The 20,672-nt window shown below is 60.9% G+C and carries 23 protein-coding genes and 2 pseudogenes; 16 read left to right on the top strand and 9 right to left on the bottom strand.

Annotated features, from left to right (window positions below; all coding sequences use genetic code 11):
• The 5 genes from VFB05_RS22490 to VFB05_RS22470 form a co-directional block, all read left to right on the top strand.
• The coding region (locus VFB05_RS22490; protein ID WP_325016318.1) for a hypothetical protein at positions 1-346 on the top strand (346 nt) is incomplete at its 5' end.
• Positions 347-532: 186 nt separating this feature from the next.
• The gene (locus tag VFB05_RS22485; RefSeq protein WP_325016316.1) at positions 533-853 is read left to right on the top strand and encodes a hypothetical protein; all 321 of its coding nucleotides are present in this window, start codon (positions 533-535) and stop codon (positions 851-853) included.
• A 19-nt stretch (positions 854-872) separates the two neighbouring features.
• Positions 873-1,064, top strand: a complete 192-nt coding sequence (locus VFB05_RS22480; RefSeq protein ID WP_325016315.1) for a hypothetical protein — start codon at positions 873-875, stop codon at positions 1,062-1,064.
• A complete protein-coding gene (locus tag VFB05_RS22475) occupies positions 1,057-1,545 on the top strand; it encodes a hypothetical protein (RefSeq protein WP_325016313.1) in 489 nt (162 codons plus the stop codon). The genes VFB05_RS22480 and VFB05_RS22475 overlap by 8 nt, the downstream gene beginning before the upstream one ends.
• A 172-nt stretch (positions 1,546-1,717) precedes the next feature.
• Positions 1,718-2,725: a site-specific integrase gene (locus VFB05_RS22470; protein ID WP_325016311.1), complete on the top strand. Its 1,008-nt coding sequence runs from the start codon at positions 1,718-1,720 to the stop codon at positions 2,723-2,725.
• Here VFB05_RS22470 and VFB05_RS32220 read toward each other — a convergent pair.
• Together VFB05_RS32220 and VFB05_RS22465 are read right to left on the bottom strand one after the other, a co-directional pair.
• Positions 2,716-2,907: pseudogene (locus VFB05_RS32220) on the bottom strand (hypothetical protein); the annotation flags it as partial. The gene VFB05_RS22470 and the pseudogene VFB05_RS32220 sit on opposite strands and share 10 nt — an antisense overlap.
• A gap of 169 nt (positions 2,908-3,076) precedes the next feature.
• On the bottom strand, positions 3,077-4,138 hold the full coding sequence (locus VFB05_RS22465; protein ID WP_414643242.1) for a hypothetical protein: 1,062 nt from the start codon (positions 4,136-4,138) through the stop codon (positions 3,077-3,079).
• 215 nt (positions 4,139-4,353) lie between these two features.
• On the opposite strand from VFB05_RS22465, the gene VFB05_RS22460 reads away from it, so the two are divergent.
• Positions 4,354-5,403, top strand: coding sequence for a patatin-like phospholipase family protein (locus tag VFB05_RS22460; protein ID WP_414643241.1), 1,050 nt, complete (start codon positions 4,354-4,356; stop codon positions 5,401-5,403).
• A gap of 15 nt (positions 5,404-5,418) precedes the next feature.
• Here VFB05_RS22460 and VFB05_RS22455 read toward each other — a convergent pair whose 3' ends face one another.
• Both VFB05_RS22455 and VFB05_RS22450 read right to left on the bottom strand, forming a co-directional pair.
• Positions 5,419-5,847: a CBS domain-containing protein gene (locus VFB05_RS22455; protein ID WP_325016307.1), complete on the bottom strand. Its 429-nt coding sequence runs from the start codon at positions 5,845-5,847 to the stop codon at positions 5,419-5,421.
• 224 nt (positions 5,848-6,071) lie between these two features.
• Positions 6,072-6,830 carry a rhomboid family intramembrane serine protease gene (locus tag VFB05_RS22450; protein ID WP_325016305.1) on the bottom strand — a complete coding sequence of 253 codons (759 nt, stop codon included), beginning with the start codon at positions 6,828-6,830 and terminating at the stop codon, positions 6,072-6,074.
• A 341-nt stretch (positions 6,831-7,171) separates the two neighbouring features.
• Here VFB05_RS22450 and VFB05_RS22445 point away from each other — a divergent pair.
• The 3 genes and pseudogenes from VFB05_RS22445 to VFB05_RS22435 all read left to right on the top strand — a co-directional run.
• A pseudogene (locus VFB05_RS22445) lies at positions 7,172-7,365 on the top strand (ribose ABC transporter permease); the annotation flags it as partial.
• 55 nt (positions 7,366-7,420) lie between these two features.
• The gene (locus VFB05_RS22440; RefSeq protein WP_325016303.1) at positions 7,421-8,116 is read left to right on the top strand and encodes a hypothetical protein; all 696 of its coding nucleotides are present in this window, start codon (positions 7,421-7,423) and stop codon (positions 8,114-8,116) included.
• Positions 8,117-8,550: 434 nt separating this feature from the next.
• The gene (locus VFB05_RS22435; RefSeq protein WP_325016300.1) at positions 8,551-9,105 is read left to right on the top strand and encodes a PAS domain-containing protein; all 555 of its coding nucleotides are present in this window, start codon (positions 8,551-8,553) and stop codon (positions 9,103-9,105) included.
• A gap of 16 nt (positions 9,106-9,121) precedes the next feature.
• Here the strand turns inward: VFB05_RS22435 and VFB05_RS22430 are convergent, their stop codons facing one another.
• The 3 genes from VFB05_RS22430 to VFB05_RS22420 all read right to left on the bottom strand — a co-directional run bounded on the left by VFB05_RS22430 (position 9,122) and on the right by VFB05_RS22420 (position 12,360).
• Positions 9,122-9,610: a DUF2059 domain-containing protein gene (locus tag VFB05_RS22430; protein WP_325016299.1), complete on the bottom strand. Its 489-nt coding sequence runs from the start codon at positions 9,608-9,610 to the stop codon at positions 9,122-9,124.
• Positions 9,611-9,838: 228 nt separating this feature from the next.
• The gene (locus VFB05_RS22425; protein WP_325016296.1) at positions 9,839-11,011 is read right to left on the bottom strand and encodes an OpgC domain-containing protein; all 1,173 of its coding nucleotides are present in this window, start codon (positions 11,009-11,011) and stop codon (positions 9,839-9,841) included.
• A gap of 197 nt (positions 11,012-11,208) precedes the next feature.
• Positions 11,209-12,360 (bottom strand): zinc-binding dehydrogenase, encoded by a 1,152-nt coding sequence (locus VFB05_RS22420; protein WP_325016293.1) that lies wholly within the window; start codon positions 12,358-12,360, stop codon positions 11,209-11,211.
• 166 nt (positions 12,361-12,526) lie between these two features.
• On the opposite strand from VFB05_RS22420, the gene VFB05_RS22415 reads away from it, so the two are divergent.
• From VFB05_RS22415 to VFB05_RS22395, 5 genes are all read left to right on the top strand, one after another.
• Positions 12,527-13,690 carry a CynX/NimT family MFS transporter gene (locus tag VFB05_RS22415; RefSeq protein ID WP_325016291.1) on the top strand — a complete coding sequence of 388 codons (1,164 nt, stop codon included), beginning with the start codon at positions 12,527-12,529 and terminating at the stop codon, positions 13,688-13,690.
• 80 nt (positions 13,691-13,770) lie between these two features.
• Complete coding sequence (locus tag VFB05_RS22410) at positions 13,771-14,385, top strand: PilZ domain-containing protein (RefSeq protein ID WP_325016289.1); 615 nt, start codon at positions 13,771-13,773, stop codon at positions 14,383-14,385.
• Positions 14,386-14,443: 58 nt separating this feature from the next.
• Positions 14,444-15,199, top strand: coding sequence for a hypothetical protein (locus tag VFB05_RS22405; protein WP_325016288.1), 756 nt, complete (start codon positions 14,444-14,446; stop codon positions 15,197-15,199).
• An 8-nt stretch (positions 15,200-15,207) separates the two neighbouring features.
• On the top strand, positions 15,208-15,372 hold the full coding sequence (locus VFB05_RS22400; RefSeq protein WP_414643240.1) for a hypothetical protein: 165 nt from the start codon (positions 15,208-15,210) through the stop codon (positions 15,370-15,372).
• A 198-nt stretch (positions 15,373-15,570) separates the two neighbouring features.
• Positions 15,571-16,839 carry a hypothetical protein gene (locus VFB05_RS22395; protein ID WP_325016286.1) on the top strand — a complete coding sequence of 423 codons (1,269 nt, stop codon included), beginning with the start codon at positions 15,571-15,573 and terminating at the stop codon, positions 16,837-16,839.
• A 9-nt stretch (positions 16,840-16,848) separates the two neighbouring features.
• Here VFB05_RS22395 and VFB05_RS22390 read toward each other — a convergent pair whose 3' ends face one another.
• Positions 16,849-17,481 carry a hypothetical protein gene (locus tag VFB05_RS22390; protein ID WP_325016284.1) on the bottom strand — a complete coding sequence of 211 codons (633 nt, stop codon included), beginning with the start codon at positions 17,479-17,481 and terminating at the stop codon, positions 16,849-16,851.
• Between the two features lie 423 nt (positions 17,482-17,904).
• On the opposite strand from VFB05_RS22390, the gene VFB05_RS22385 reads away from it, so the two are divergent.
• Positions 17,905-18,528 (top strand): transglutaminase-like cysteine peptidase, encoded by a 624-nt coding sequence (locus VFB05_RS22385; protein WP_325016281.1) that lies wholly within the window; start codon positions 17,905-17,907, stop codon positions 18,526-18,528.
• Between the two features lie 450 nt (positions 18,529-18,978).
• Entirely contained in the window at positions 18,979-19,791 is an 813-nt protein-coding gene (locus VFB05_RS22380; protein WP_325016325.1) for a dienelactone hydrolase family protein, read from the top strand.
• Positions 19,792-19,870: 79 nt separating this feature from the next.
• On the opposite strand, the gene VFB05_RS22375 is transcribed toward VFB05_RS22380, so the two are convergent.
• A complete protein-coding gene (locus VFB05_RS22375) occupies positions 19,871-20,449 on the bottom strand; it encodes a hypothetical protein (protein ID WP_325016279.1) in 579 nt (192 codons plus the stop codon).
• Between the last annotated feature and the right edge of the window lie 223 nt (positions 20,450-20,672).

The following is a 20,672-nucleotide window of genomic DNA, read 5'->3' as shown; positions in this document are numbered from 1 at the left end:
TACCGTTTCCAAGGCGAAGTCCGGCGCGCGAAGGACCACGAAGCTCCACAAGGACGAGAGCGTTTCTACTTTTCTGCCCACGCTGGCAGCGCGCGAAGGCAAGGACTGGTCGAGAGCGGAAGTATTGGCGAAGCTCGACCGTGGCGATGGGGTGGCCAAGAGGATCTGCGCGCTATCGCCGCCGCTCCGTTCCAGCAAGGACGTCGTTGGCCTCAACCCCTCGTTCGCCGCGGCGATGATGGGGTTTCCACCCGAGTGGCAACTTTGTGCGCCTACGGCAATGCGATCGACCCATGGATCGCGGCGCAGTTTATCTCCGAAACGGCGGGAGCCTAGCGATGGGTAGGCATCATCCTGCTGCATTCATAAACGAACTGTTCGAGAGCCGAGACTTTGAACTCACGATCAAGATGCTCCAGCAAACCTGGAACGACTATTGCGAGATGCGCGAACAGAATGCGCATCTGCGTCAACAGCTCAAGACCGCATGTTCCATCCTTCACGACAAACGCTGAGCAATGGGAGAATACCGATGCTGTACGACAAGCGATGGGAAAAGCCGGAAGTTAAAGACGATCCGTTGACAATTGAGAGTCTAATTGCGTGGCTGGAAAGGCAGCCGGCCGATGACTTCTACGAATACGACGAGCCATGCGCCTGTATGCTCCATCAATATTTCACAGCGATGGGATTTGAGAACGTCGCTGTTGGTCCATGGGATTTTGACCACGCCGGAGCAACAGGCGTCATGCTTTCCGATGCGTTCCATGATATTGCGAGCGCGTCTCCCGGTCTATGCACCTTCGGTGCTGCACTGGAACGTGCCCGCGCCGAATTAGCTCGTTTGCGTTGATCTCACGAAGAGGTGCGCCGTGGGTGATCGCGAGATTATGGGAACAGCCGCCCAAGAGGCGATCCGGATCGCGGATACCTATCTGCCGCGAGCGCCACTTAAGCGACGCATGGCCTTGGCCAAGGAAATCGTTGCCGCGATCGAACTATGCGAAACTGAACTCTCGCACGACATCGCGAGACGGTTAGAGCAGCAATTCGGACTTGGTTGAAAACGCGGTGCCTGACTGGTGGATCACGAAAGATGGCGATAAATCCTGCCTTGAACTCTACAAACGGCACTACAGCGCCCAGAAGGCCTATGCTGATGGTCGAGAGCGATATCAGTTTGTCGGGCCCGGATTCAATATCGTCTTGCGAACCGCGCGAGCTGACGCCCTCTTTGTTTGGCGAAAGTATATCGACGACACCGAACCAAAACAGGAAGGCGTCGAGTGCAGCGTCTTCCGAAACGAAAGCGAAATCCTCTCGTCCGAGCTTATCCGACAGGCTGACGCCGTCGCTGATTACGCTTGGCCTGGTCAGAGGCATTACACCAAGGTCGATCAGGAAAAGGTCAGGCGCGCTAATCCTGGATGGAAAGGCAAACTCGGAACCTGCTTCGTCAAAGCCGGATGGAGGCGATGCGGCATGACAAAAGGCGGACTTTTAATTCTTGAGCGACCCGCGTTTTCAATCCTCTCACAGCCCTGAAAATGACCCTGGCACTGCCCGCGATAACCACCCCGGAGAAACTGGCCGAACATCTCGGTTGGCCGGCGCGGCGCGTGCGCAGGATTGCAAAGCAGCTCGGAGCCTGCCTAGTCTCAGGTTCCTCGATGGTTCTGACCGAGACCGACGTTCACAAGATCATGGAGTCGCAGCGATGCCCCTCTACCTATTCCAGCGCAACGGTATCTGGAACTGCCGGGGCACCGTTGCCGGACGGATCATACGCCGATCTCTTAAAACAACGGACAAAACCATTGCGGCGCGCGAAGCTTCCCAGATTGAACAAAGAGAGTGGAAACGTCGTCACGATGGGCCGGGCTCGGTCCTGACCTTTGCTCAAGCCGCGATGCACTACAGGGGCGGCGGCAAGGACGACCAGTGGCTATCATTTATCGAGGATCACCTGAAGGACACGCTGATCAGCGAAATCACGCCCGGCTACCTGCGGACCTTGGCGGTCAAGATATTGCCGGGGTGCAGCGGCGCGACGCTCAATCGTAAGGGCCTGACATCAGCCATTGCCGTCATCAACTATTGCGCTGAGGATGGTCTTTGCTCTCCGATAAAGGTCAAGCGCTTCAAGGAAGACAGCAAGATCAAAGAGCCAGCCACCCTAGAATGGGTGAATGCCTTCGCCGCTAACGCAAACCCGCACGTCGGCGCGCTCTGCATGTTCATGTTCATGACCGGCGCCCGCATCGGGGAGGCCATTGCGCTGCAATGGAACGACCTGAATCTGGACGATCGAACCGCGCTGATCAGGCAAACCAAGACGGGATCGGATCGCCTGGCGAACCTGCCACCTCCGCTAGTTGCCAAGTTGCGGTTGCTAAGTGAGATGAAGATCCCTGATCGCGGCGTGTTCGGTTATAACGGCCGTGGCGATCTGTGGCGCGTCTGGGCTGCTGCGATCGAGCGCGCGAAGATCAAGCACCTTAGCCCGCATTGCTGCCGGCATGGCTTTGCAACGGGATTGTTGAGGCGCGGCGTTGACGTGGTGACGGTCGCCCATCTTGGAGGATGGAAGTCGCCAGCGCTCGTTTTGAAGATCTATGGTCACGCTAACCGCAACCGGAATATCACTGATTTGCTGGCGCAAAATGAGCACATCGCGACGGCGGACAGCGACAACGCTTTGAAAGTCGTATCGGATTCGGAATAGCCAACTTCCTTCAGCAGGATGATGTGATCGGCGAGCCGGCCAAGGCTTCCGAGCATGACGTCTTCATAGGCCGGCAGCTTCTCGCTAGGACGCAAGGCCGCCTGCCACTTGCGCTGCAAGACCGGGACGTCATCGAACATCTCCGGTGCAGATTTTCCCGACGGTTTCCTGGCAGCAAGCATGACATTCCCCAACGACGCGCGAATTTCGCGCGCGCCATCCAAGGCTCTGGCACTTAAAGCGATGTAAAAATTCCGGGAGGAGGAAGGGTGACCTGCGATTATGACAGTTTTAAATCGCGCGATGGTTAGTAGGTTTTAGAAACTATGACAGAGAATGCCGAAAAGCGCGTCAACGCGCGACGACTTCGACCTCGCCGTCGACACCATTGACCACGTTGAAGGCGCGCTCATAGACCTTGCCCTCGTTCTTGGCGATGGCGCGATATTCGCCTTCCGACAGCACAACGCGCGGGAATGCGCCGATCGATTCCTTGATGACGTCGCCGCCCGGCGTGATCACCGACCACGCCGTGTTGGCGAGCGCTTCGCCGCCGCGGTCGCTGACGAGCTTGAGCGTGATGACGGCGGCGCGATGGGTGATGGTGACGTCGGTCAGTTTGCTCGCCTGGACCCGGATATCCGAACGCACCACCGAGTTGGCGTCGCCGTAGTTCGAAATGATGTAGTAGGTGCCTTCGGGCAGCAGCACAACGTCGCCGGCGGCGACGTTGGGCACGAGCGAGGCGCGCTCGCCGACTTCGAACTGGCTGCCCTTGTAGATCGCAAATGAAATCTGGTTCTGCGGAATCTTCGAGGTGCCGACGCGCCCCTCGATGCGTAAGCCCCCGGCGGGGAGAATGAAGGATTCGCGATCGGTCTCCGCTTTCAGCGTCACCGGCCGCACGGCGCTGACGAGACCAAGCGCGACATGGATGACGTAGTTGCCCGGCGGCAGCACGATGTTCGGCGTGGGGTTACGGTCCTCGCGGACCATCTTCATGTTGCCGGTCTCATCCGGCTTGTCGGAAAAGATGCGCCACACCAGCCCGCCGGTGATGGGCGGAAGATCCTTGGCGAAACGCGCCGTCAGCGCCAGCACGGCCTGATTCGGCGGGGTGATGCTCGCCGGCGGCGCGGCAGGCGGTACGGCGGCAACGGCTGGCGGCGCAGTCAATGGCGGCGGCAGATTGGGCACCGAAGCGGGGCCAGAGGACGGCGCCAGATTCATCGCAGGGCCGGCCGGCGGCTCCGGAACAGAGGCCGGCGGCACCGGCGGCGGCCGGTCGCTGAAAAATTGCGCCGAAGCCGGGTCAGCGAGGGCCGACCCCAAAAGCAACACAAAGACCGGCATCAGACGCGAACGCCCGCCCCGCCAGAATCCCCCCGCTGCCTGTCTTCCCCGTTTCATCATGGATGCTTTTCACTGAAAACGCGGCAAATTCAAGCCTGCATCGGCTTTACCGGGGAGATACGGAACGCGCTCCGGCCTGTCCCGTTACCTCCTAAAGCCTCGCCGCGGTCCCGTCACAATCTCACCCCAGCCCCCGGCATAAACCATGCTCGTCGGCCATTCTGGCGGGAGTGGCTGTCCCGAGATAGCTTGGTTGGGTCAGGAGATCGTCTTCAGTGTTGGATAGTTGGATCGGGCGAAGCCAGAACAACGGACAAATCCGGGACAATAAGGCTGGCCGACGGCCGGTCATCGGGCTTGCGCTCGGCGGCGGCGCCGCACGCGGCTTTGCCCATATCGGGATCGTCAGGACGCTGATCGCCCATGGCATCGTCCCCAACGTCGTGGTCGGCACCTCGATCGGCGCCGTGGTTGGCGGCGCCTTTGCCGCCGGCCACCTCGATACGCTGGAAGGCTGGGCGCGGGGTTTGCAGCCGCGAAATGTCCTTTCCTATCTCGATCTCAAGCTCAACGGCTCGGGCCTGATCGGCGGCGACAAGCTTGCGGCCGAACTCGAGGTCTCGCTCGGTCAAACCTTGATCGAAGACTTGCCGCTGAAATTCGCCACCGTCGCTACCGAAGTGCGCACTGGGCACGAGACCTGGCTGACCCACGGCCGCATTGTCGAGGCCATGCGAGCCTCCTACGCGCTGCCCGGCATCTTTGCGCCGGTTCTCATCGACGGTCGCTGGCTGGTCGACGGCGCGCTGGTCAATCCGGTGCCCGTGTCAGCCGCGCGGGCGCTCGGCGCCGAAATCGTCATCGCCGCCAATCTCTCAAGCGACATATTCGCCCATTCGACCACGATCTATTCGCACGGCGCTTCCGCCGTGACCAAGGAGGCGCCGGTCGAGCCTGCCCCGCCAAGGCGCGGCATTGGCAAATTCTTTTCACCCGAACGCGCGGTCAAGCGGGAGTTCTTCGGCGGCGGCGGCCGGCCCGGCATTTCGTCGGTCATGGTCGATGCCTTCAATATCATGCAGGACCGCATTACCCGCGCACGCCTTGCGGGCGATCCGCCTGACCTGTTGATCACGCCCCGGATCGGCCAGATCGGCTGGTTTGATTTTCACCGCGCCGATGAACTGATCGTCCATGGCGCGCGCGCCGCCGAACGCGCTATCGCCTCCATCCAGGAGGTGATCGACGTTCTGGTCCCGGCGACGCCCGCTGCGAAGATCGACAAGGCGTCGACCGACAAGGCTGTGGTGGACGACGCGTCCTGAACAGCGGTCTCTGCTTTAGGCCGTCTTGATGTATTCGCGCAGCGCTTCCTGCTCGTGCTCGTATTCCTGCACGCGCCATTTGACGACGTCGCCGATCGAGATCAGACCGACCACCCGCTCACCCTCGACAACCGGCAGGTGACGGAATTTTCCGCGCGTCATCATCTCCATGATGCCGCTGACCGTATCCGACTGCTTGCAGCTGACGACCTTGCGCGTCATCACCGTGCTCACCGGTTCTTCCAGGACGGTCGCCCCCCGCTCACCCAGCACGCGCACGATGTCACGCTCGGACAAAATGCCTTCGATGCGGCCCGCGCTCATCACCAGCACGGCGCCGATCTTGCGCTCGCCCAACATCTTGACCGCCGTGGAGAGCTTTGCCTCCGGCTCGACGCTCATGATCTGATGGCCCTTGGTATCGAGAATCGCACGTACCGTCATTGTCGCCTCCTTGAAGCCGATCGCGCCCTTGAGCGAGCGCGTTCTTTGTTCATTTGAGTCTTCAATCAACAGCGTTGCGCCACTTTGGTTGCCGGGCGCTAGCGCGGGTTGCCACGACTTGAGCACAATTGCCTGGCGCTCGAGCGGGGCCGCGTGTGGCAAATGATGGATGAAATCTTTCCGCCCCGCAAGCGAGGCGTTTTGAAAATCAGACCTGGCTGTCGTTAATGATCTGCTTCTGACGACGACGCATCTGCAACATCGCCGCTCGCGCGCGGAACCGGATCGAACAGCGAAAACAACAGAAGACCGGCCAAAAAGCCGCCGATATGGGCTTCCCAGGCGACGCTGACGCCTTCCATCCCGATGGCGAACGACCCAATACCGAAAATGATGTTGACGCCGAACCAGACCGCGAGGAAGGCAAGAACGCGCCGGTCGCGCAGCGCCCGCCACAGCGACTGCGCGGGCACTTTTGCGGCAACATCCGCATCGCCCCGGCTGAACGACAAGAAACTGCCGCGCACGAACGCAAAGCGGATGGCGGCCGCCATCGTGCCCGAAACGGAGGCGGAGGCGCCGATCATGGGAGCGAGTTCATGCTCATGCGAAATGAGATGTGCCAGCGCACCGGCCGCCGCCGTGACCGCCATGAAGACAAAGAACCGCACTGCGCCGAAACGCCGCGCCAGCGCGCTGCCAAACGGCAAAAGCCACAGCACGTTGAAGCCGATGTGGCTGAGGTTCGCGTGCAGCAGCGAATAGGTGACGAAGGTCCAGAAGTCGGCGCCCTCCCCACCCGGAAAAGCCGCCGGCAGCAGCGAGGAGTCGTAACGTTTGGGGATGAATCCGAAAGCAAGCACGATCCAGTTGTCGAGATCCGGCGGCAACAGCACGCGCAGATGAATGACCGCCAGCAGCAGGATGTAGGCGGTGAGCGCGCCCGGCAGCGTCAGCAACGGCTCGCGCCGGGGCGGAGGCAACGGCTCCGGCAAGCTTTGCGGTGGGGATTGTTCGGGCGGAAATTCCAAGGGTCAATCTCTTTTCAGGCGATCCGCCCCATTAGAGGGTTTTGCTGCGAAGTGGAAGCCGGTTGCCGTTACGGACGCGGAACAGCTATCCTGGCCTACAAAAGCGCAAATTGGGCGCACGGGAGAGGAACGCCATAGATTTTCACCGCCGATTGATCCGGCACGGCCTCACGTTTGTGCCAGCGATGCCTCTTGCCGCATGGATCGGGCCTGCCGGTGCGGCCGACGTGGCGCGGCAGGTGACGATCGTCGGCATCATCGGCGTCGGCATGACGATGGTGATCCTGAATCTCGGCAACATGTTCGAGCTTGACGCTATCGCCGTCGTCGTGATCGGCGGCACCTTCATCGGCGCGCTGATCATCGGCGTCCTGAACAACGGCATGAGCCTGCTTGGCGTCTCCTCGTTCTACCAGTCATCAAGGGGGTGATCATCAGCCTCGCCGTCTGGTGCGACGTTCTGCAGAAGAGGAATTGGCGGGCCTAGGCCTTCGCCGCCAAATTGGTTTTGAATTCCGCGTCAGTGTCATCGAGGAAGTCTGATGCAAAGACCCAGCAACCTTGTTTTAGCGCTATTTTGCTCCTTGTTGATCGGAATTTCCATCAACGTGACCCTGTTCGTGGTCGAAACCTGCTCTGCTGCGTCATACGCCAAGCTCATTTCCGATGCCGGAGGATCTTGCACGGAATACTGGCTTAATCGCTATCAAACGTTCATCGCGGCAATTATCGCGTTCACTGGGGCAGCTCTAACCATACTTATGATGCGGCGACAGACCGAGCGAACAAGCGCCGACGCTGCCGTGAATTCGTTGAACCGATACGCCGCAATCCTCAGGACAACAGTTTCCTATTACGAGGAATGTTACAACCAAGAGATGTTTCAGAAATTATTGGCGGCGGCAAATGGAACAGAGGCGAGGCTGATATCAGCGGATAATCTGCTGGGACCTGATCAAGAAGCGGTGAGTGCCTTTTTGGATCGATCAATCACCGCAGCCAATGCAAAACGACGGGGTGAAGTTGGCGGACGTGCGCAGAAGCACGTTGGTCCGATATATACGGCTTGCATAGAAAGCATCTGGTACAGAAAGCATCACCTCGAACATGGCGGCAAGGTCGCTGACCTGTATCGGTTGGGATTCATTGATATCGATGAGCTCGTCAAAGCGTGGGAGGAGAACCGCGAGCCCAAGCTGGTCGTGCCGATATATCCGGGTACGGCACCGGTGAGGTAGATAGCCTTTCAACCGGGTAAACACCTGCTGACCAACCGCTCTTCAAACGCTCGGAACGAAGGACGCTCAACGAAAAGGGAGGGCTCTGAGAAAGCCCTCCCTCGATGGACGTTGGCCTTACCTTACTCGGGGTCACCTGGGGAATGATCCCCACCCCTCCCCGCGCAAAGCGGCCAATCTGTTCGACGCCTCGTGTCCTGGCCGGATCTTTCAAGAGATCAGGCGAAGTAATCCGATGGACGAGAGCCTAGCAGGCTGACCTCCCGCGCCAAGCCCATCGTTAATTTAACGTTAACACCGCAATCCCGGCCCCGAACGCGGCTTCGGCATGGACGCTGCAATGACCTTTCTGCACAACAAAACCGGGGCCCGCGCATGCGCGAAATCGGGACAGAGATGTCCCATCCGCAGCCGGCACGGAGCAAGGACAGGGCATGAAGCATCCGTCAAACCGGCAGTTCTTCGCGTATTGGGACCAGAAGCGGGGCGAAGCCCGCGCGCCCGACCGCAGCGATTTCAAACCCGACGGGTTTCGCCAGTTGCTGGGCGATGTCTTCGTCCTGGCCTGCGACGAGGCCACTCGCCATCCATTTCGCGTGGCCGGGACGCGCCTCTCCGCCCTGCTCGGTCGCGACCTGAAGGGTCAGAACTTTCCCGAATTGTTTGACCGCGAGGGCCGGCGCGAGATCGAGGACATCATCGCGGCGGTGACAGAAGACATGCTGCCCGCCGTTGCCGGCATCACCGCAGCCTCGGATGAAGGTGTGGCGCATCTTGAATTGCTGCTGCTCCCGTTCAACCAGCGCGCCCACGTGCCGCTGAGCCTGACGGGGCTGCTCGCCCCGTTCGAGGACGGACACAGCCGTTTAAGGGATTTCAAGCTGACGTCGTGGCGCTATATCCATCCGCCGACCGAGCGGCTGGTGCCGCGCACCTTGCGCAAATTGAAGCTGGCGCGCGGGCTGATGGTCTATGAGGGCTTGCGCTAGAGCGCTTCGACCTGCCTCAGAGTTTATGTCCCTTCTGGCGTAGCGCCTCGGTGAGGCGCTGGCGCAGATCGTCCGCGGCCTTGCGGCCGATCTCCTGGCCGACCGCGAGCGCCTGCTGGCTGAGGACAGGCATCTTTTCCAGCATCTTCTGCCCGGTCGGCTGGCGATAGAACGCCTCGATGTCACGCAGCTCGGCGGCGGTAAAGTTGGTCGCATAGACCGCCGCGATGCCGTCCACCATCGAGGTGTAATACGGCGTGAAGGCGTCGGCGACCATCGGCATCATCGCATCATAGTCGCGTTCGATCTCCGGCCGGTCCTGCGTCAACGCGGGCTTGAGGCCGAGCAGGATCGCCGGCAACAGCGCCTTGTACTGATCGGCAAGCTTCATGGTGGTGACGAGGCTTCGCGCAGCCTCCATGGCGTCGGGCGCCGGCGCCTCGGCGCGCACGGCCGGCGCTGACAACAACAGAAGACATGCAACAACTAAAAGACGTCGGACCATGATTTCCTCCGGTCAACAATCTCGCAACGCTAGTCGCTCGCAATTCCCGTCATCAGCCGCATTACGCCTTGCCGGGCCTAGTGCCCACTTTCCGAAGTTCGTGTCATATCTCGGCACGCACCGTTCACGAACTTCGGAAAGTCATGGGCACTAGCAAACCTATGGTTCTAGTGCCGCTTTTCTATTTGACGTTCCTGAACCGAATTTGCGGCTTGTGATGCAGGAACGTCAAATAGGCGGCACTAGCGCGGCCTTGCTGCTGTCGATCTCCTCGACATCGACGAACAGGTCGGGCACCTCCCCGGCACGATCCAGCACCCACGCAATCGCGACCATGATGGCGAAGCCGGCGGCGCTGACCGCGAGCTGTTCCCAAACGCCCCTCGTGTACTGCATCAGGATCCAGTGTGCGGCAAAGGACAGGAACACGCCGAAGCAGAAGATCGGCAGCGAATGCCGGCCGCACATGATGAGCGGCTGCAGCCATCTGTAATTGAGCGCCGGCCAATTGCGCGGCACGTAGCGCGACACGACCACCGCCAATGCGAGGAAGTGCGTGAAGCGCAACATGTCCAGATCCGTCTTGTCGATCGGATAGATGAGCTTGATCATCCATTTCGGCACCAGCGCATCGAGGGCTGAGACGTGCCAGGTCATGACGATCAGGAACGCGAACAAGATCCACGCGATCGCCAGCACGAAGGCCAGGCGCGACTGGATGATCGGCCAGATCCGGCTTGCGCCGCCCGTGCCGCACCATGCGGCGAAGACAAACATCAATTGCCAGGCGAAGGGATTGAAGTACCAGGTCGTGCCGGGCGGGTAGGAGGCAAGGTTCCAGTCGAACTTGCGTGCGCAGATATAAAGCACGATCGAGCCGAGCAGCGTCAGGTTGGGCCGGCGCACCATCGCCCAGAGCATGAACGGTGCGGTCGCAACCAGAGTGATGAAGAGCGGCAGGACGTCGAGATTGACCGGCTTGTAGCGGAGCGTCAGCGCCTGCCCGATCAAAGTGTCCGGGTGAAGCAGGAAATTGTGGACGTTGAATTCGTCCTCATAGAGCGGATTGTCGAATTTCCGCACAGTGCGCGCGATCTGCGCGGTGAAGATCAGAAACAGCATGATGTGGGCGACATACATCTCGATCGCCCGTTTCCACAGTCGCTTCAGCGCGGCCAGAAAATGGCCGGTCTTGATGATCGGCCCGTAGATGAAGCCCGCCAGATAGCCGGAAATGAAAACGAAGAATTCGGCCGCATCGCTGAAACCGTAATTGCGCAGCGTCAGCCAGGAGACGACGTCGTGCGGGATATGATCGAGAAAGATCATCCACAGTCCGACGCCTCTGAACAGATCGAGTCTGACATCGCGCTCGACGACTACTTTGCCCTGCTCGGCCATGGTGTCCCCATCCGATTGTGCCGGTGACCGCTCGCGGCGGCACCCGAAGGAACGTCAGCGTCGCCAGACTGATCGTGGTGCAAGTTGCGGTGACGCAGGTTAAAGGCGAAAAATAAAGCTTTGGTCGAACCAATCACCTCATTGATACCCGCCGGCCTGTTGGCGTCAATCCGGCAAGATGCCCGGTTCGCCCTCACTCATTCTACCAGTTCCGGCCACGGCACGATGGTGGATTTCACGGTCTTCATCGCCATGGCGTCGGCGACGGCGCGGGCAACACCGTCTTCCGAAAACGGATAGATCGTCTGCATATCCAACCACGGATATTTGTCACGCGTGCGATACAGCATATCGACGCCGAGCGGCAGGTCGTTGCCGGTGAATCCCCACGATCCCAATACGTTGAGGTCCTTTGTGCAGATGCGGTGCCAGGACGTCTCGATTCCGCCGGCATCGGTGAATTGCCCCATCTCGACGTAGGTGCCGCCGTCGCGCAGCATTTCGATGCCCTCGGGGCCGGCGCTGGGATGCCCCGAACAATCCATTACAAGGTCCGCGCCGAACCCGCCGACGATGTCGCGCACGCGAGCGATGCGCTCAGCCGGCGTCTTGATCTCCTCGATGTTGACCGTCGCCTCTGCGCCGAATTGACGCGCCAGCTTTAGCCGCGGCGCTTCCGGCGCGCCGATACAGATCACCCTGCCCGCCCCCATCTCGCGCGCGGCCGCGACGGCGAGAATGCCGATCGGGCCCGAACCCTGGATGACGACCGTATCGCCCCAGCTGAATCCGCCGGCGCGCGTGGCACGGTTGAAGGCGCGGATGCAGGACGTCAGCGGCTCCGACAGCGCGCCCAACCGCAACGACATGTCGTCCGGCAGCTTGTAGATCTTGGTGCCCGGCAGCATGTCGAGATCGACATAGACGTATTCAGCCCAGCCGCCCCACAGATGCGGCGCTTTCTCGAAGCCGAGATAGCGGCCGTAATAGACCGGCGTCAGGCACTTGTTGGCACTCTGCGGATAGTGGATGCAGTAATAGCAGTGGCCGCACGGCATCAGCGGCGGGATCATGACCTTCGATCCCGCTTTCAGCGGCTTGCTCATGAAGTCTTCCGTGAATTCCGGACCAACCTCGACCAGCACCCCGCCGATCTCATGGCCGAGCGTGAACGGCCACGGCAACGGCTTCGGCCAGTGACCTTTCAGGATATGCAGATCGGTGCCGCAGACCCCGCAGGCGCCGACCTTGATCAGCGCCGCCTTCTTGCCGATTTTCGGCCAAGGGACGTTGCGTATCAAGGGCGCGGCGCCCGGCCCGTCATAGGTGCATACGCGGATCTGTTCCATTGCCTCGTCCTTCCCGGCTGTCTCTAAATATTTTTTGATTGTCTTGGGCGGAGGGAGCCTAAGCCAAGGCAACCCGCGATGCCAACGAAGCAAGCCGGTGCCCGGACGATTGACAGGAGCATTTCTTCCCGGCAGATACGCTATCGCAATCTAAAGGTGTAACGCGTTGCACAATCGATGGTTTGCCCTGGCCGTGCTGTTCGTGATCCGTCTCACGATGGCATTTCAATTCCAGAGCGTCGCGGCCGTCGCCCCGCTGCTCGGTGAAAGGTTCGGCGTCGGGCTTGCCGACATCGGATGGCTGATCGGACTCTATTTCGCTCCCGGCGTTGCGCTCGCGCTGCCGGGCGGAGCGATCGGAAGGCGGCTTGGCGACAGACCGACGGTGATCGTGTCGCTGCTTCTGATGTTGATCGGCGAACTGGCAATGGCGCTTTCGCCGTCGTGGCCGATCCAGATTGCCGGAAGGCTGGTCAGCGGCGCCGGCGGCGTGATGTTCAATGTCCAGTTGACCAAAATGGTCGCCGACTGGTTTGCCGGCCATGAGATTGCGACCGCGATGGCGGTCTTCGTCAACTCATGGCCCGCCGGCGTTGCGCTCTCGCTGGTCCTGCTTCCGCTGATCGCAACCACTTTCGGGGTCGAGGCGGTCTATCTCGCGGTCGCCGCGTTGATCGCATTGGCGCTCGTGTTTTTCGTGATCGCCTACCCGTCATCGCCAAAGGCTGCGACGGCGGCAGGGGATTCGTCGTGGCCTGGTCGCACGACATTCGCCGCCCTGATCGTGGCCGGCCTGATATGGGGCCTCTTCAACGTCGGCCTTGCCACGATCTTCTCTTTCGGCCCAACGATGCTCAGCGAGCGTGGCTGGTCGGTATCGACAGCGGGCTCCGCCATCAGCATCGTGCTCTGGCTCGCGGTGATATCGGTGCCGCTCGGCGGCTATGTAGCGGATCGCAGCAGGCAGCCAAACCTGGTTCTCGTTTGCGGTTGCTTCATCTCAGCCTTGCTGATGGCGATCTTGCCGCGCAGCGATGCGGTGATCCCGATCGTGATCGCGATCGGCTTGCTTGGCGGCATGCCGGCCGGGCCGATCATGAGCCTGCCCGCGCGCATCCTGCAGCCGCGGACACGCGCCATCGGCATGGGTATTTTTTACACCCTGTATTATGCCACCATGATGCTGGGGCCCGTTGTGGCAGGCGCCGTGGCCAAGTCAAACGGTCAGGCGGCTGCGGCCCTCGATGTCGGGACCGCCGTCCTTTTTGCGTGTCCGCTGCTGCTCTGGGTTTTCAGCCGCCTGCCGGCAGCGCAACCGAAAATGGCGTAATTGGCGTTCCCGCAATCCTGCTAACCGCTCATTAACCCTGCCGGCCGTAGGGTCAAACCACCTCTGCTCTGGCGGCGAAGATGGCGTTGGCAAACAAAAAATCGATCCTTCCGTCCGCTGAAGAGCGGCGGCGCTTCCAGCGCGTGAGGGTGCATCTGCTGGGCCGCTACATGCTGCCGGACCGGCGCGAATTTCCGTGCCAGATCATCAATATGTCGCCGGGCGGACTGGCGCTGCTCGCGCCCGGCATCGGCAATGTCGGCGACCGCGTCATCGCCTATCTCGACCATATCGGCCGCGTCGAAGGGCGCATCACCCGCATCATCGACAACGGCTTTGCGATGACGGTCGGCGCGACCGCGCGCAAGCGTGACAAGCTCGCGGCGCAGCTGACCTGGCTTGCCAACCGCGACATTCTCAACTTGCCGGAAGATCGCCGCCACGACCGTATCATTCCGCGCAATCCGATCGCCCTGCTCACGCTCGAAGACGGCACGCGGATGACCTGCCGCATCATCGACATGTCGCGTTCAGGCGCGGCAATCGCGGCCGAAAGCAAACCGCCGCTGAAATCGATGGTGATGCTTGGCAAGGTTCAGGCGCGCGTCGTGCGCAATCTCGAGGAAGGCTTCGCGCTCGAATTCGTCCACGAGCAGGTTGCCGAGACGCTCGAGGAAAGCGTTACCGCGCGTTAGGTGTCCCGATTGCGAAGCTCATAGCGGCCAAAAGCATTTTTCCCATTTGGTGATCATGATGGCGCTGCTGACCGATCGGCTGGATCCTACCGCGCTCGCCGCGGAGCTGGACGACAAGGGTTTCGTCACCATCGAGAACGCGATCGATCCTGCCTGGATCGAGCGCGCACAGGCGTTCGTCCACAGCCTGGTCGAGCAGAAGGGCAAGCGCTATTTCGCACTGAACTGGCTGTCGCGCGACGAGGGCACGCCGCCGCAAGAACTGACCGACGACCCGCAGATGCGCCGGCTCCTGGAGAGCCTTGCGCAAATCGGCTGCCCGACGGCGAAGCTGGACGAGGAAATCTATACCGGCCTGCGCGTCGTCGCGGGCCGGACGGGCGACGAGAGGTCACTGCTCTACCACTACGACAAGCATGTGATCACGGCGCTGGTGCCGATCCTGATCCCGGAGGGGCCAAAGCGGCGCGCCGGCGAGTTGCTCGTCTTCCCGAACCGCCGCGGCTATCGGCGGTTTGCACTCTTCAACATCATCGAGAAAGCGATCGTCCAAAGCAATTGGTACCGCAATCGCGTCACTCGCAAGCTGGCAACGGGCGACTCGCCTAACGTCAAATATCTGAAGCCCGGCAACCTCTATCTGTTCTGGGGCTACCGGACCTATCATTCCAACTTCCCGGTCGCAGGCGACATGGTGCGGGCGACGATGCTGCTCCACTATGGCGATCCGCATCCGGCCAGCCTGATCCTCAAAGTCAGGACGGCGCTCCAGGTCCGCGGCGAGCGCCGCATCCTCACGCCGAAAGCCTCGTAAGACCGAACTTGCACTTTCGCTCGCCGCCCGAAAGCGAGACGCCGTTAAAATCGATGGTGATCGTCGGCAAGGTTCAGGCGCGCGTGGTGCGCAATCTCGAAGAGGGCTCAGTGTTCGAATTCGTCCACGAACAGTTCGCCGAGACGCTCGAGGAAGCCGTCACCGCGCGGTAATCTGTCGCGCTTCCTCATCGGCGTTACCCACCCTCCAACGATTGACCACGAGCTTGGCTCCACATTAGCCTTTAGTTTTTTTAAGGCATTGGGGGCAATATGACACGCGTGCGCTCACGCCGAGGCGCTGCTTCGCTTCTTATCACAATCCCGCTCTCTCTCCTCATTGCAACACCGGCCACGCCCCAGGATCGCATGATGCGCGACGATGCCGGCCGCGGCGGCGGTATGCATGGTGGCGGCTTCGCGACCGGTCTTGGGGTCGGCATCGTCCAGGGAATTATCACCAATGAGATGAACCGTCCTCGCGAGGAGCCCGATAGCGGAAAGGCAGCGCGAACAACAAGGAAACTGACGAAAGAGAAGAGAAAAATCGGGAAAAAGCCGCCTGCCGACGAACCCGTTCCGGTGGCTCACAAACCCGACAACCCACCGGCCAAGAAGACTGACGCGCCGGCTGAGGGCGGAAACACACCCGTCGCAGGTCCCCCGCCGACCACGACCGACCAACCCAAATCGCCAGAAGGATCCGTCCCGCCGACACAAGCTGGTTCACCTCCAAACTCCGGCGTTCCGCCGACCACCGATGGGAAGAAGACCGATGATCCCAGCGATCAGGGAAAAACCGTCACGACGACCACTGCCAAGACCGAGCCCGAACCGAAATGCGGGCCCGATATCACTGACGACGTCATCCGCGTGTTGAGAAAGATCAGGCAGGACTACAACAAGCCAGAGACAACCAAAGAGCAGCGTCGCAAGGCCTGCAATTCGCTGATTGATCCCAGGACTGGCCCCACTGCCTGGGACATCTGGGGATTGGACCCAACCACGGGAGGCGATCCCTCTCATCCCACCGGTTTCAAAGTGGAGAATCCGCCGGACACCTCGCCGAACAAGATCGGGCCCGGAGGCCGGCCCGAACCAAATCCGCAGCCCGGGCCCCACGTGGTCGAAAAGCCCTGGACCAAGGCAAAGCCCGGCACCTGGTTCACGAAGATCAGCGACTTCTGTGCGGTGCCGCGGCCACAATGCGCGGCGACGGTGGAATTTTTCGGCACGTGCCAGCATGCGCAGGTCGTCAACTACGTGCAGTTCGGCTTCATGCTGAAACTCTGCGACGGCGTCGGGTATGGCGTTTATCAAGGCAGCATGGCGACGCTCATGAACGCTTACAATATTGCGGCCTACGGCAATCTGGGCGCTTCATCTATGCAGTCGGTGATGGCGAACGCCGGAGTCGACATCGAGAGGATCATGGAATCGCCAATGGATCAGGACGAAATCGACAAATATCTCAAACCGACCATGACCAACTACATGCAGGCGTCCGACGAAAAGATCGACCATGCGGAGAAACAGTGCCGACTCCATTGTGACCTGACGGACGAACAGAAGAAGAAGGTCACCGGCCAAATCAGCGGTTATCACTGGGAGGGCATGACGACTGACAGCGGCCGACGCTGATGGGGGTGCTCACTCCCCCTTCACCGCCGGTTTCGACAGATACTCCGTCGACTGCGCCTCGCCCTTCAGCGGCGTCACCTTGTCCGGATCGATCCTGATCATCAGATAATCGATGTGGTCGTCGATCTTCGTGAACCAGTGGCCGGTGCCAGCGGGAATGACGACGACGTCGCCGGCCTTGATCTCGTAGGCGACGCCGTCCTTGATATCAGAGCCGTTGTTGCCGGGCCCGTTGAATTCCCTCACCGTTCGCATGGTCGATGGCCGCCGCTGGCGACCCACGATGTCAGGGCCAAGCACGAGCGTCGCAGCACCCGAAATCACGTGGTAGACCTCGCTGATCTGGTCATGCTCGGCGACCGAATCCGCTGCGGGTTTGTCCAGCTTGCCGCGATGGACCATGCCGATGCCGATCCGCGCCTTGCCGATGTCGATGTCGCGCACCTGCTGGTCGATCAGCTTCTCAGCGATGGCCTTCTGCGTGTAACGCTCAAGCTCCGCGGAGGGGATGTAAGTCCCCGGGCACATGGCGCAGGTCGGCTGCGGGTCGGTCGGATTGATGCGGGCCGCGTCTTCGGCGATCGCCCGACCGGCGGCCAAAAGACAGAGAGCGGCCGCAAGGCCCGCGCGTATTGCTTTCATGATTGCCTCCGTTTTCCCTGCGCGGGCATCGATGCATGGACATGACCCGCTTGCCAGGATCTTTGCCCCCTCACCGACAGCGTTACTGCGCGGTAAAGGCGAAAGGCCCTGAATTTTCTGCATTTTTCACCATAGTGCCGTGCATTGGCCCGCTTGCCCGGCAGCGCACTGCCATCGAACCCGGTTAATGCGGTGCTTCCGGGCGGCAAAATCGGCAGCATTTTCGTGTCTCCGCCCCTTAATCGATAAAATTTGAATCAATTGCAGTTGTCTAAAATTGTCGTCGAATTCTCCTCAAATACAGATCGAATTCTCTGAAGTATTGATCAGTATTCGCTTCAATTCCACCCCGCGTACTTAGCCGCAGCGCAAAACCTTTGTGCGAAACGTGGTCCCAACAAAAAAAGTTCGGGGGCCACAACAATGTTTGGGTTCAGGGAGCACAAAGGTTTGGCGGTTGCCGCCATCCTGTTGGGAATGAGCGTGTCGGCGAAGGCCGCTGAAGAGCGGCCGCTTTATGCAAGTCTCGGCGATGCCACGCGTGCGCCGATCGGCTGGGTGGAATTCTGCACCGAGAATCCGGCCGAGTGCAAAGGCGGTCAGTCGCAGCCGCGCGATATCGTGATGACGCAAGCGGCCTGGCGCGACCTGATCAAGGTCAATCGCTGGGTCAACGAGACCGTCAAGCCGATGACCGACATGGATCATTGGGGCGTGGTCGAAAAGTGGTCGATCCCGACCGACGGCTACGGCGACTGCGAAGATTACGTGCTGCTGAAGCGGAAGATGCTGATCGATGCGGGATGGCCGCGCGAGGCGCTTCTGATCACGGTGGTGCGCGACAAGATGGGCGAAGGTCATGCGGTTTTGACCGTCAAGTCCGACAAGGGCGAGTTCGTTCTGGACAACCAGAATGAGAACGTCGTGGCCTGGACCGAGACCGGTTACCGCTTCGTCAAGCGCCAATCGCAGAACGACCCGAATGTCTGGGTCTCCCTCGGCGACCCCAGGCCTGCGGCTTTGACCGCCAGCGCCAGAGATCGCTGAAAAGAACCGCTGAGAAGCAAGAGGATTTAAGAGTTACGCGAGCCGGTCACATCCCCACCCCTCCCCGTCCCAGACCGTCTCGCGCGCGGCCAGCCTTCCCCCAAGGGCTGGCCGCACCCTTTTTGGAAGCTTTGTGAACTAGCTCACATCCGCTCACACGGCGCCGTGCGACGATGGAACTCGCCGGATGGCGTAAGCCAATTTAATATCCGGGGCTGGCAAGGCCGTGGGCGATCATACTCCGCCGACGGCCTTGTTTTTTTGGCCGGCCGCCAAACCTCGTGACTTGCTTTGGTCGCGGGAATATCGGGCGGATACGGGTGTTTCGGGCTTTTGGCGTCCCGCCCCTGTCCACCCGTTTCCTGAGGAATTCACATGAACATTCATCACCAGTTGACGTCCGACGTCGTCGGACTGACCAAGGTCGCGCCGTTCTCCCGGCGCGGCTTCATGACTGCCTCCGCCGCCGTCGCGGCCGGCTATACCCTTGCCGCCGGCCCCGTCCGCGCCGACGTGATTACGACCTCCACGGACGGGCTTGAGGCGGGTGACATCAAGATCAAGGTCGCGGACGGCGCGATGCCGGGCTATTTCGCGCGACCCAAGGGCGTGGCCAATCCGCCCGTCGTGATCGTCGCGATGGAGATCTTCGGCCTGCACGAATACATCAAGGACGTCACGCGGCGCCTGGCGAAGCTCGGCGCGCTCGCAGTCGCGCCCGATTACTATTTCCGCAAGGGCGTCGACCTCACCAAGATCACCGACATCCCGCAGCTCCTGCCGATCGTCAATGCCAAGCCGGATGCCGAACTTCTCGCCGATCTCGACAGCACGGTCGGCTGGGCCAAGGCGCAAGGCGGCAACACGGACAGGCTCGGCATCATCGGCTTCTGCCGCGGCGGCCGCACGGTGTGGGAATATGCCGCTCATTCGAACGCGCTGAAGGCCGGCGTTGCCTTCTATGGACCTCCGGTCGATCCGCCGAACCCGCTCTGGCCGAAGAGCCCGACCCAGCTCGCGCCCGAGATGAAAGCACCGGTGCTTGGGCTTTACGGAGAAGCCGACACCGGCATTCCCGTCGCCAGCGTCGAGGCGCTGAAGGACGCGCTTGCGAAGGCGAATAAGCCCGCCGCGTTCAAGATCTATCCGGGCGCGCCGCACGGCTTCCACGCCGACTATCGTCCGAGCTATCGCAAGGAAGCCGCCGAGGACGGCTGGAACCAGATGCAGGCCTGGTTCAGGAAGTACAACGTGCTCGGCTGAAATCGGGACTCCTGAAATCAAAAGGCGCGCGGATGTTGCACCGCGCGCCTTTTGTCATGAAGCCTGTCGTCCGACAGCGCTAGCCGCAAACCTGAACCGGCCGGATCCGCCATCCCCACCGCGTGAGGATGCGCCGCTGCACGACGTAGCAGCCGCCATTGTCATAGTAGTAATCGTTGTAGGCGTAGTCCGGATAATCCCAGTAGTCGTCATAGAATCCGGGGCCAAAGAAGCCACCGACGAAGAAGCGGCCGCGATGATGGAAGCCATGGCCAAACCTGCCGTGGCCCCAATTGCCTCCTGCAAAGCGATTGCCGGCAAAGTTGTTTCCAGCAAAGCGATTGCCTGGAACCGTAGCGACGCCACCACCGGGTGCGGCCCGAGCGAAGCTATTGGTGGGTGCCGCGGCAAAGCTTCTCGCACCGAAATTCCCACCGCTAAACCCGCCAGCATGTCCGCCAAATCCGCCGCCACCGAATCCGCCAGCGTGACCGCCTCCGAAGGCACCACCGCCGAAGCCGCCAGCGTGCGCTCCTCCGAAGCCACCGCCGCCGCCGTGTCCGCCACCACCTCCACCGCCGCGGGCCAAGGCCATATTCGGCGTCAATGCGACCACCGATGCCACCGCGCACAGCGCGATCATCGTTTTACGCAACATCACATCCTCCTTCCCGTCACAACACTCCTTGCAAGGGAATACGCTTTCGTTGTGTCCCGTGTTCCCTACTGCTTTCGTAGACCGCGATGAAATGCCTCACACTTCCGCTCACGTCTGCGCGACTGCGCAAGCTGCGCTCGAAGACTCAAAGTTTCTTTAGGAAGCGGCGGACGATGAAGCGCCAGAAGATGACGTTCGGGATATTTTCCGCGCCGCGCCAGTG

Source organism: Bradyrhizobium sp. (genome assembly GCF_035652035.1).
Taxonomy (GTDB): Bacteria; Pseudomonadota; Alphaproteobacteria; order Rhizobiales; family Xanthobacteraceae; genus Bradyrhizobium.
Note: the sequence above shows the minus strand (reverse complement) of the source record. Positions and strands in the feature narration are given on the sequence as shown.

Bases quoted from the DNA above. Each gene is read 5' to 3' on its own strand.
- VFB05_RS22440 (WP_325016303.1), top strand. From the start codon at position 7,421: ATGCAAAGACCCAGCAACCTTGTTTTAGCGCTATTTTGCTCCTTGTTG.
- VFB05_RS22410 (WP_325016289.1), top strand. From the start codon at position 13,771: ATGGCGTTGGCAAACAAAAAATCGATCCTTCCGTCCGCTGAAGAGCGG.
- VFB05_RS22430 (WP_325016299.1), bottom strand. From the start codon at position 9,610: ATGGTCCGACGTCTTTTAGTTGTTGCATGTCTTCTGTTGTTGTCAGCG.
- VFB05_RS22435 (WP_325016300.1), top strand. From the start codon at position 8,551: ATGAAGCATCCGTCAAACCGGCAGTTCTTCGCGTATTGGGACCAGAAG.
- VFB05_RS22390 (WP_325016284.1), bottom strand. From the start codon at position 17,481: ATGAAAGCAATACGCGCGGGCCTTGCGGCCGCTCTCTGTCTTTTGGCC.
- VFB05_RS22420 (WP_325016293.1), bottom strand. From the start codon at position 12,360: ATGGAACAGATCCGCGTATGCACCTATGACGGGCCGGGCGCCGCGCCC.
- VFB05_RS22425 (WP_325016296.1), bottom strand. From the start codon at position 11,011: ATGGCCGAGCAGGGCAAAGTAGTCGTCGAGCGCGATGTCAGACTCGAT.
- VFB05_RS22380 (WP_325016325.1), top strand. From the start codon at position 18,979: ATGACTGCCTCCGCCGCCGTCGCGGCCGGCTATACCCTTGCCGCCGGC.
- VFB05_RS22485 (WP_325016316.1), top strand. From the start codon at position 533: ATGCTGTACGACAAGCGATGGGAAAAGCCGGAAGTTAAAGACGATCCG.
- VFB05_RS22375 (WP_325016279.1), bottom strand. From the start codon at position 20,449: ATGTTGCGTAAAACGATGATCGCGCTGTGCGCGGTGGCATCGGTGGTC.
- VFB05_RS22395 (WP_325016286.1), top strand. From the start codon at position 15,571: ATGCGCGACGATGCCGGCCGCGGCGGCGGTATGCATGGTGGCGGCTTC.
- VFB05_RS22470 (WP_325016311.1), top strand. From the start codon at position 1,718: ATGCCCCTCTACCTATTCCAGCGCAACGGTATCTGGAACTGCCGGGGC.
- VFB05_RS22465 (WP_414643242.1), bottom strand. From the start codon at position 4,138: ATGATGAAACGGGGAAGACAGGCAGCGGGGGGATTCTGGCGGGGCGGG.
- VFB05_RS22405 (WP_325016288.1), top strand. From the start codon at position 14,444: ATGGCGCTGCTGACCGATCGGCTGGATCCTACCGCGCTCGCCGCGGAG.
- VFB05_RS22385 (WP_325016281.1), top strand. From the start codon at position 17,905: ATGTTTGGGTTCAGGGAGCACAAAGGTTTGGCGGTTGCCGCCATCCTG.
- VFB05_RS22455 (WP_325016307.1), bottom strand. From the start codon at position 5,847: ATGACGGTACGTGCGATTCTCGATACCAAGGGCCATCAGATCATGAGC.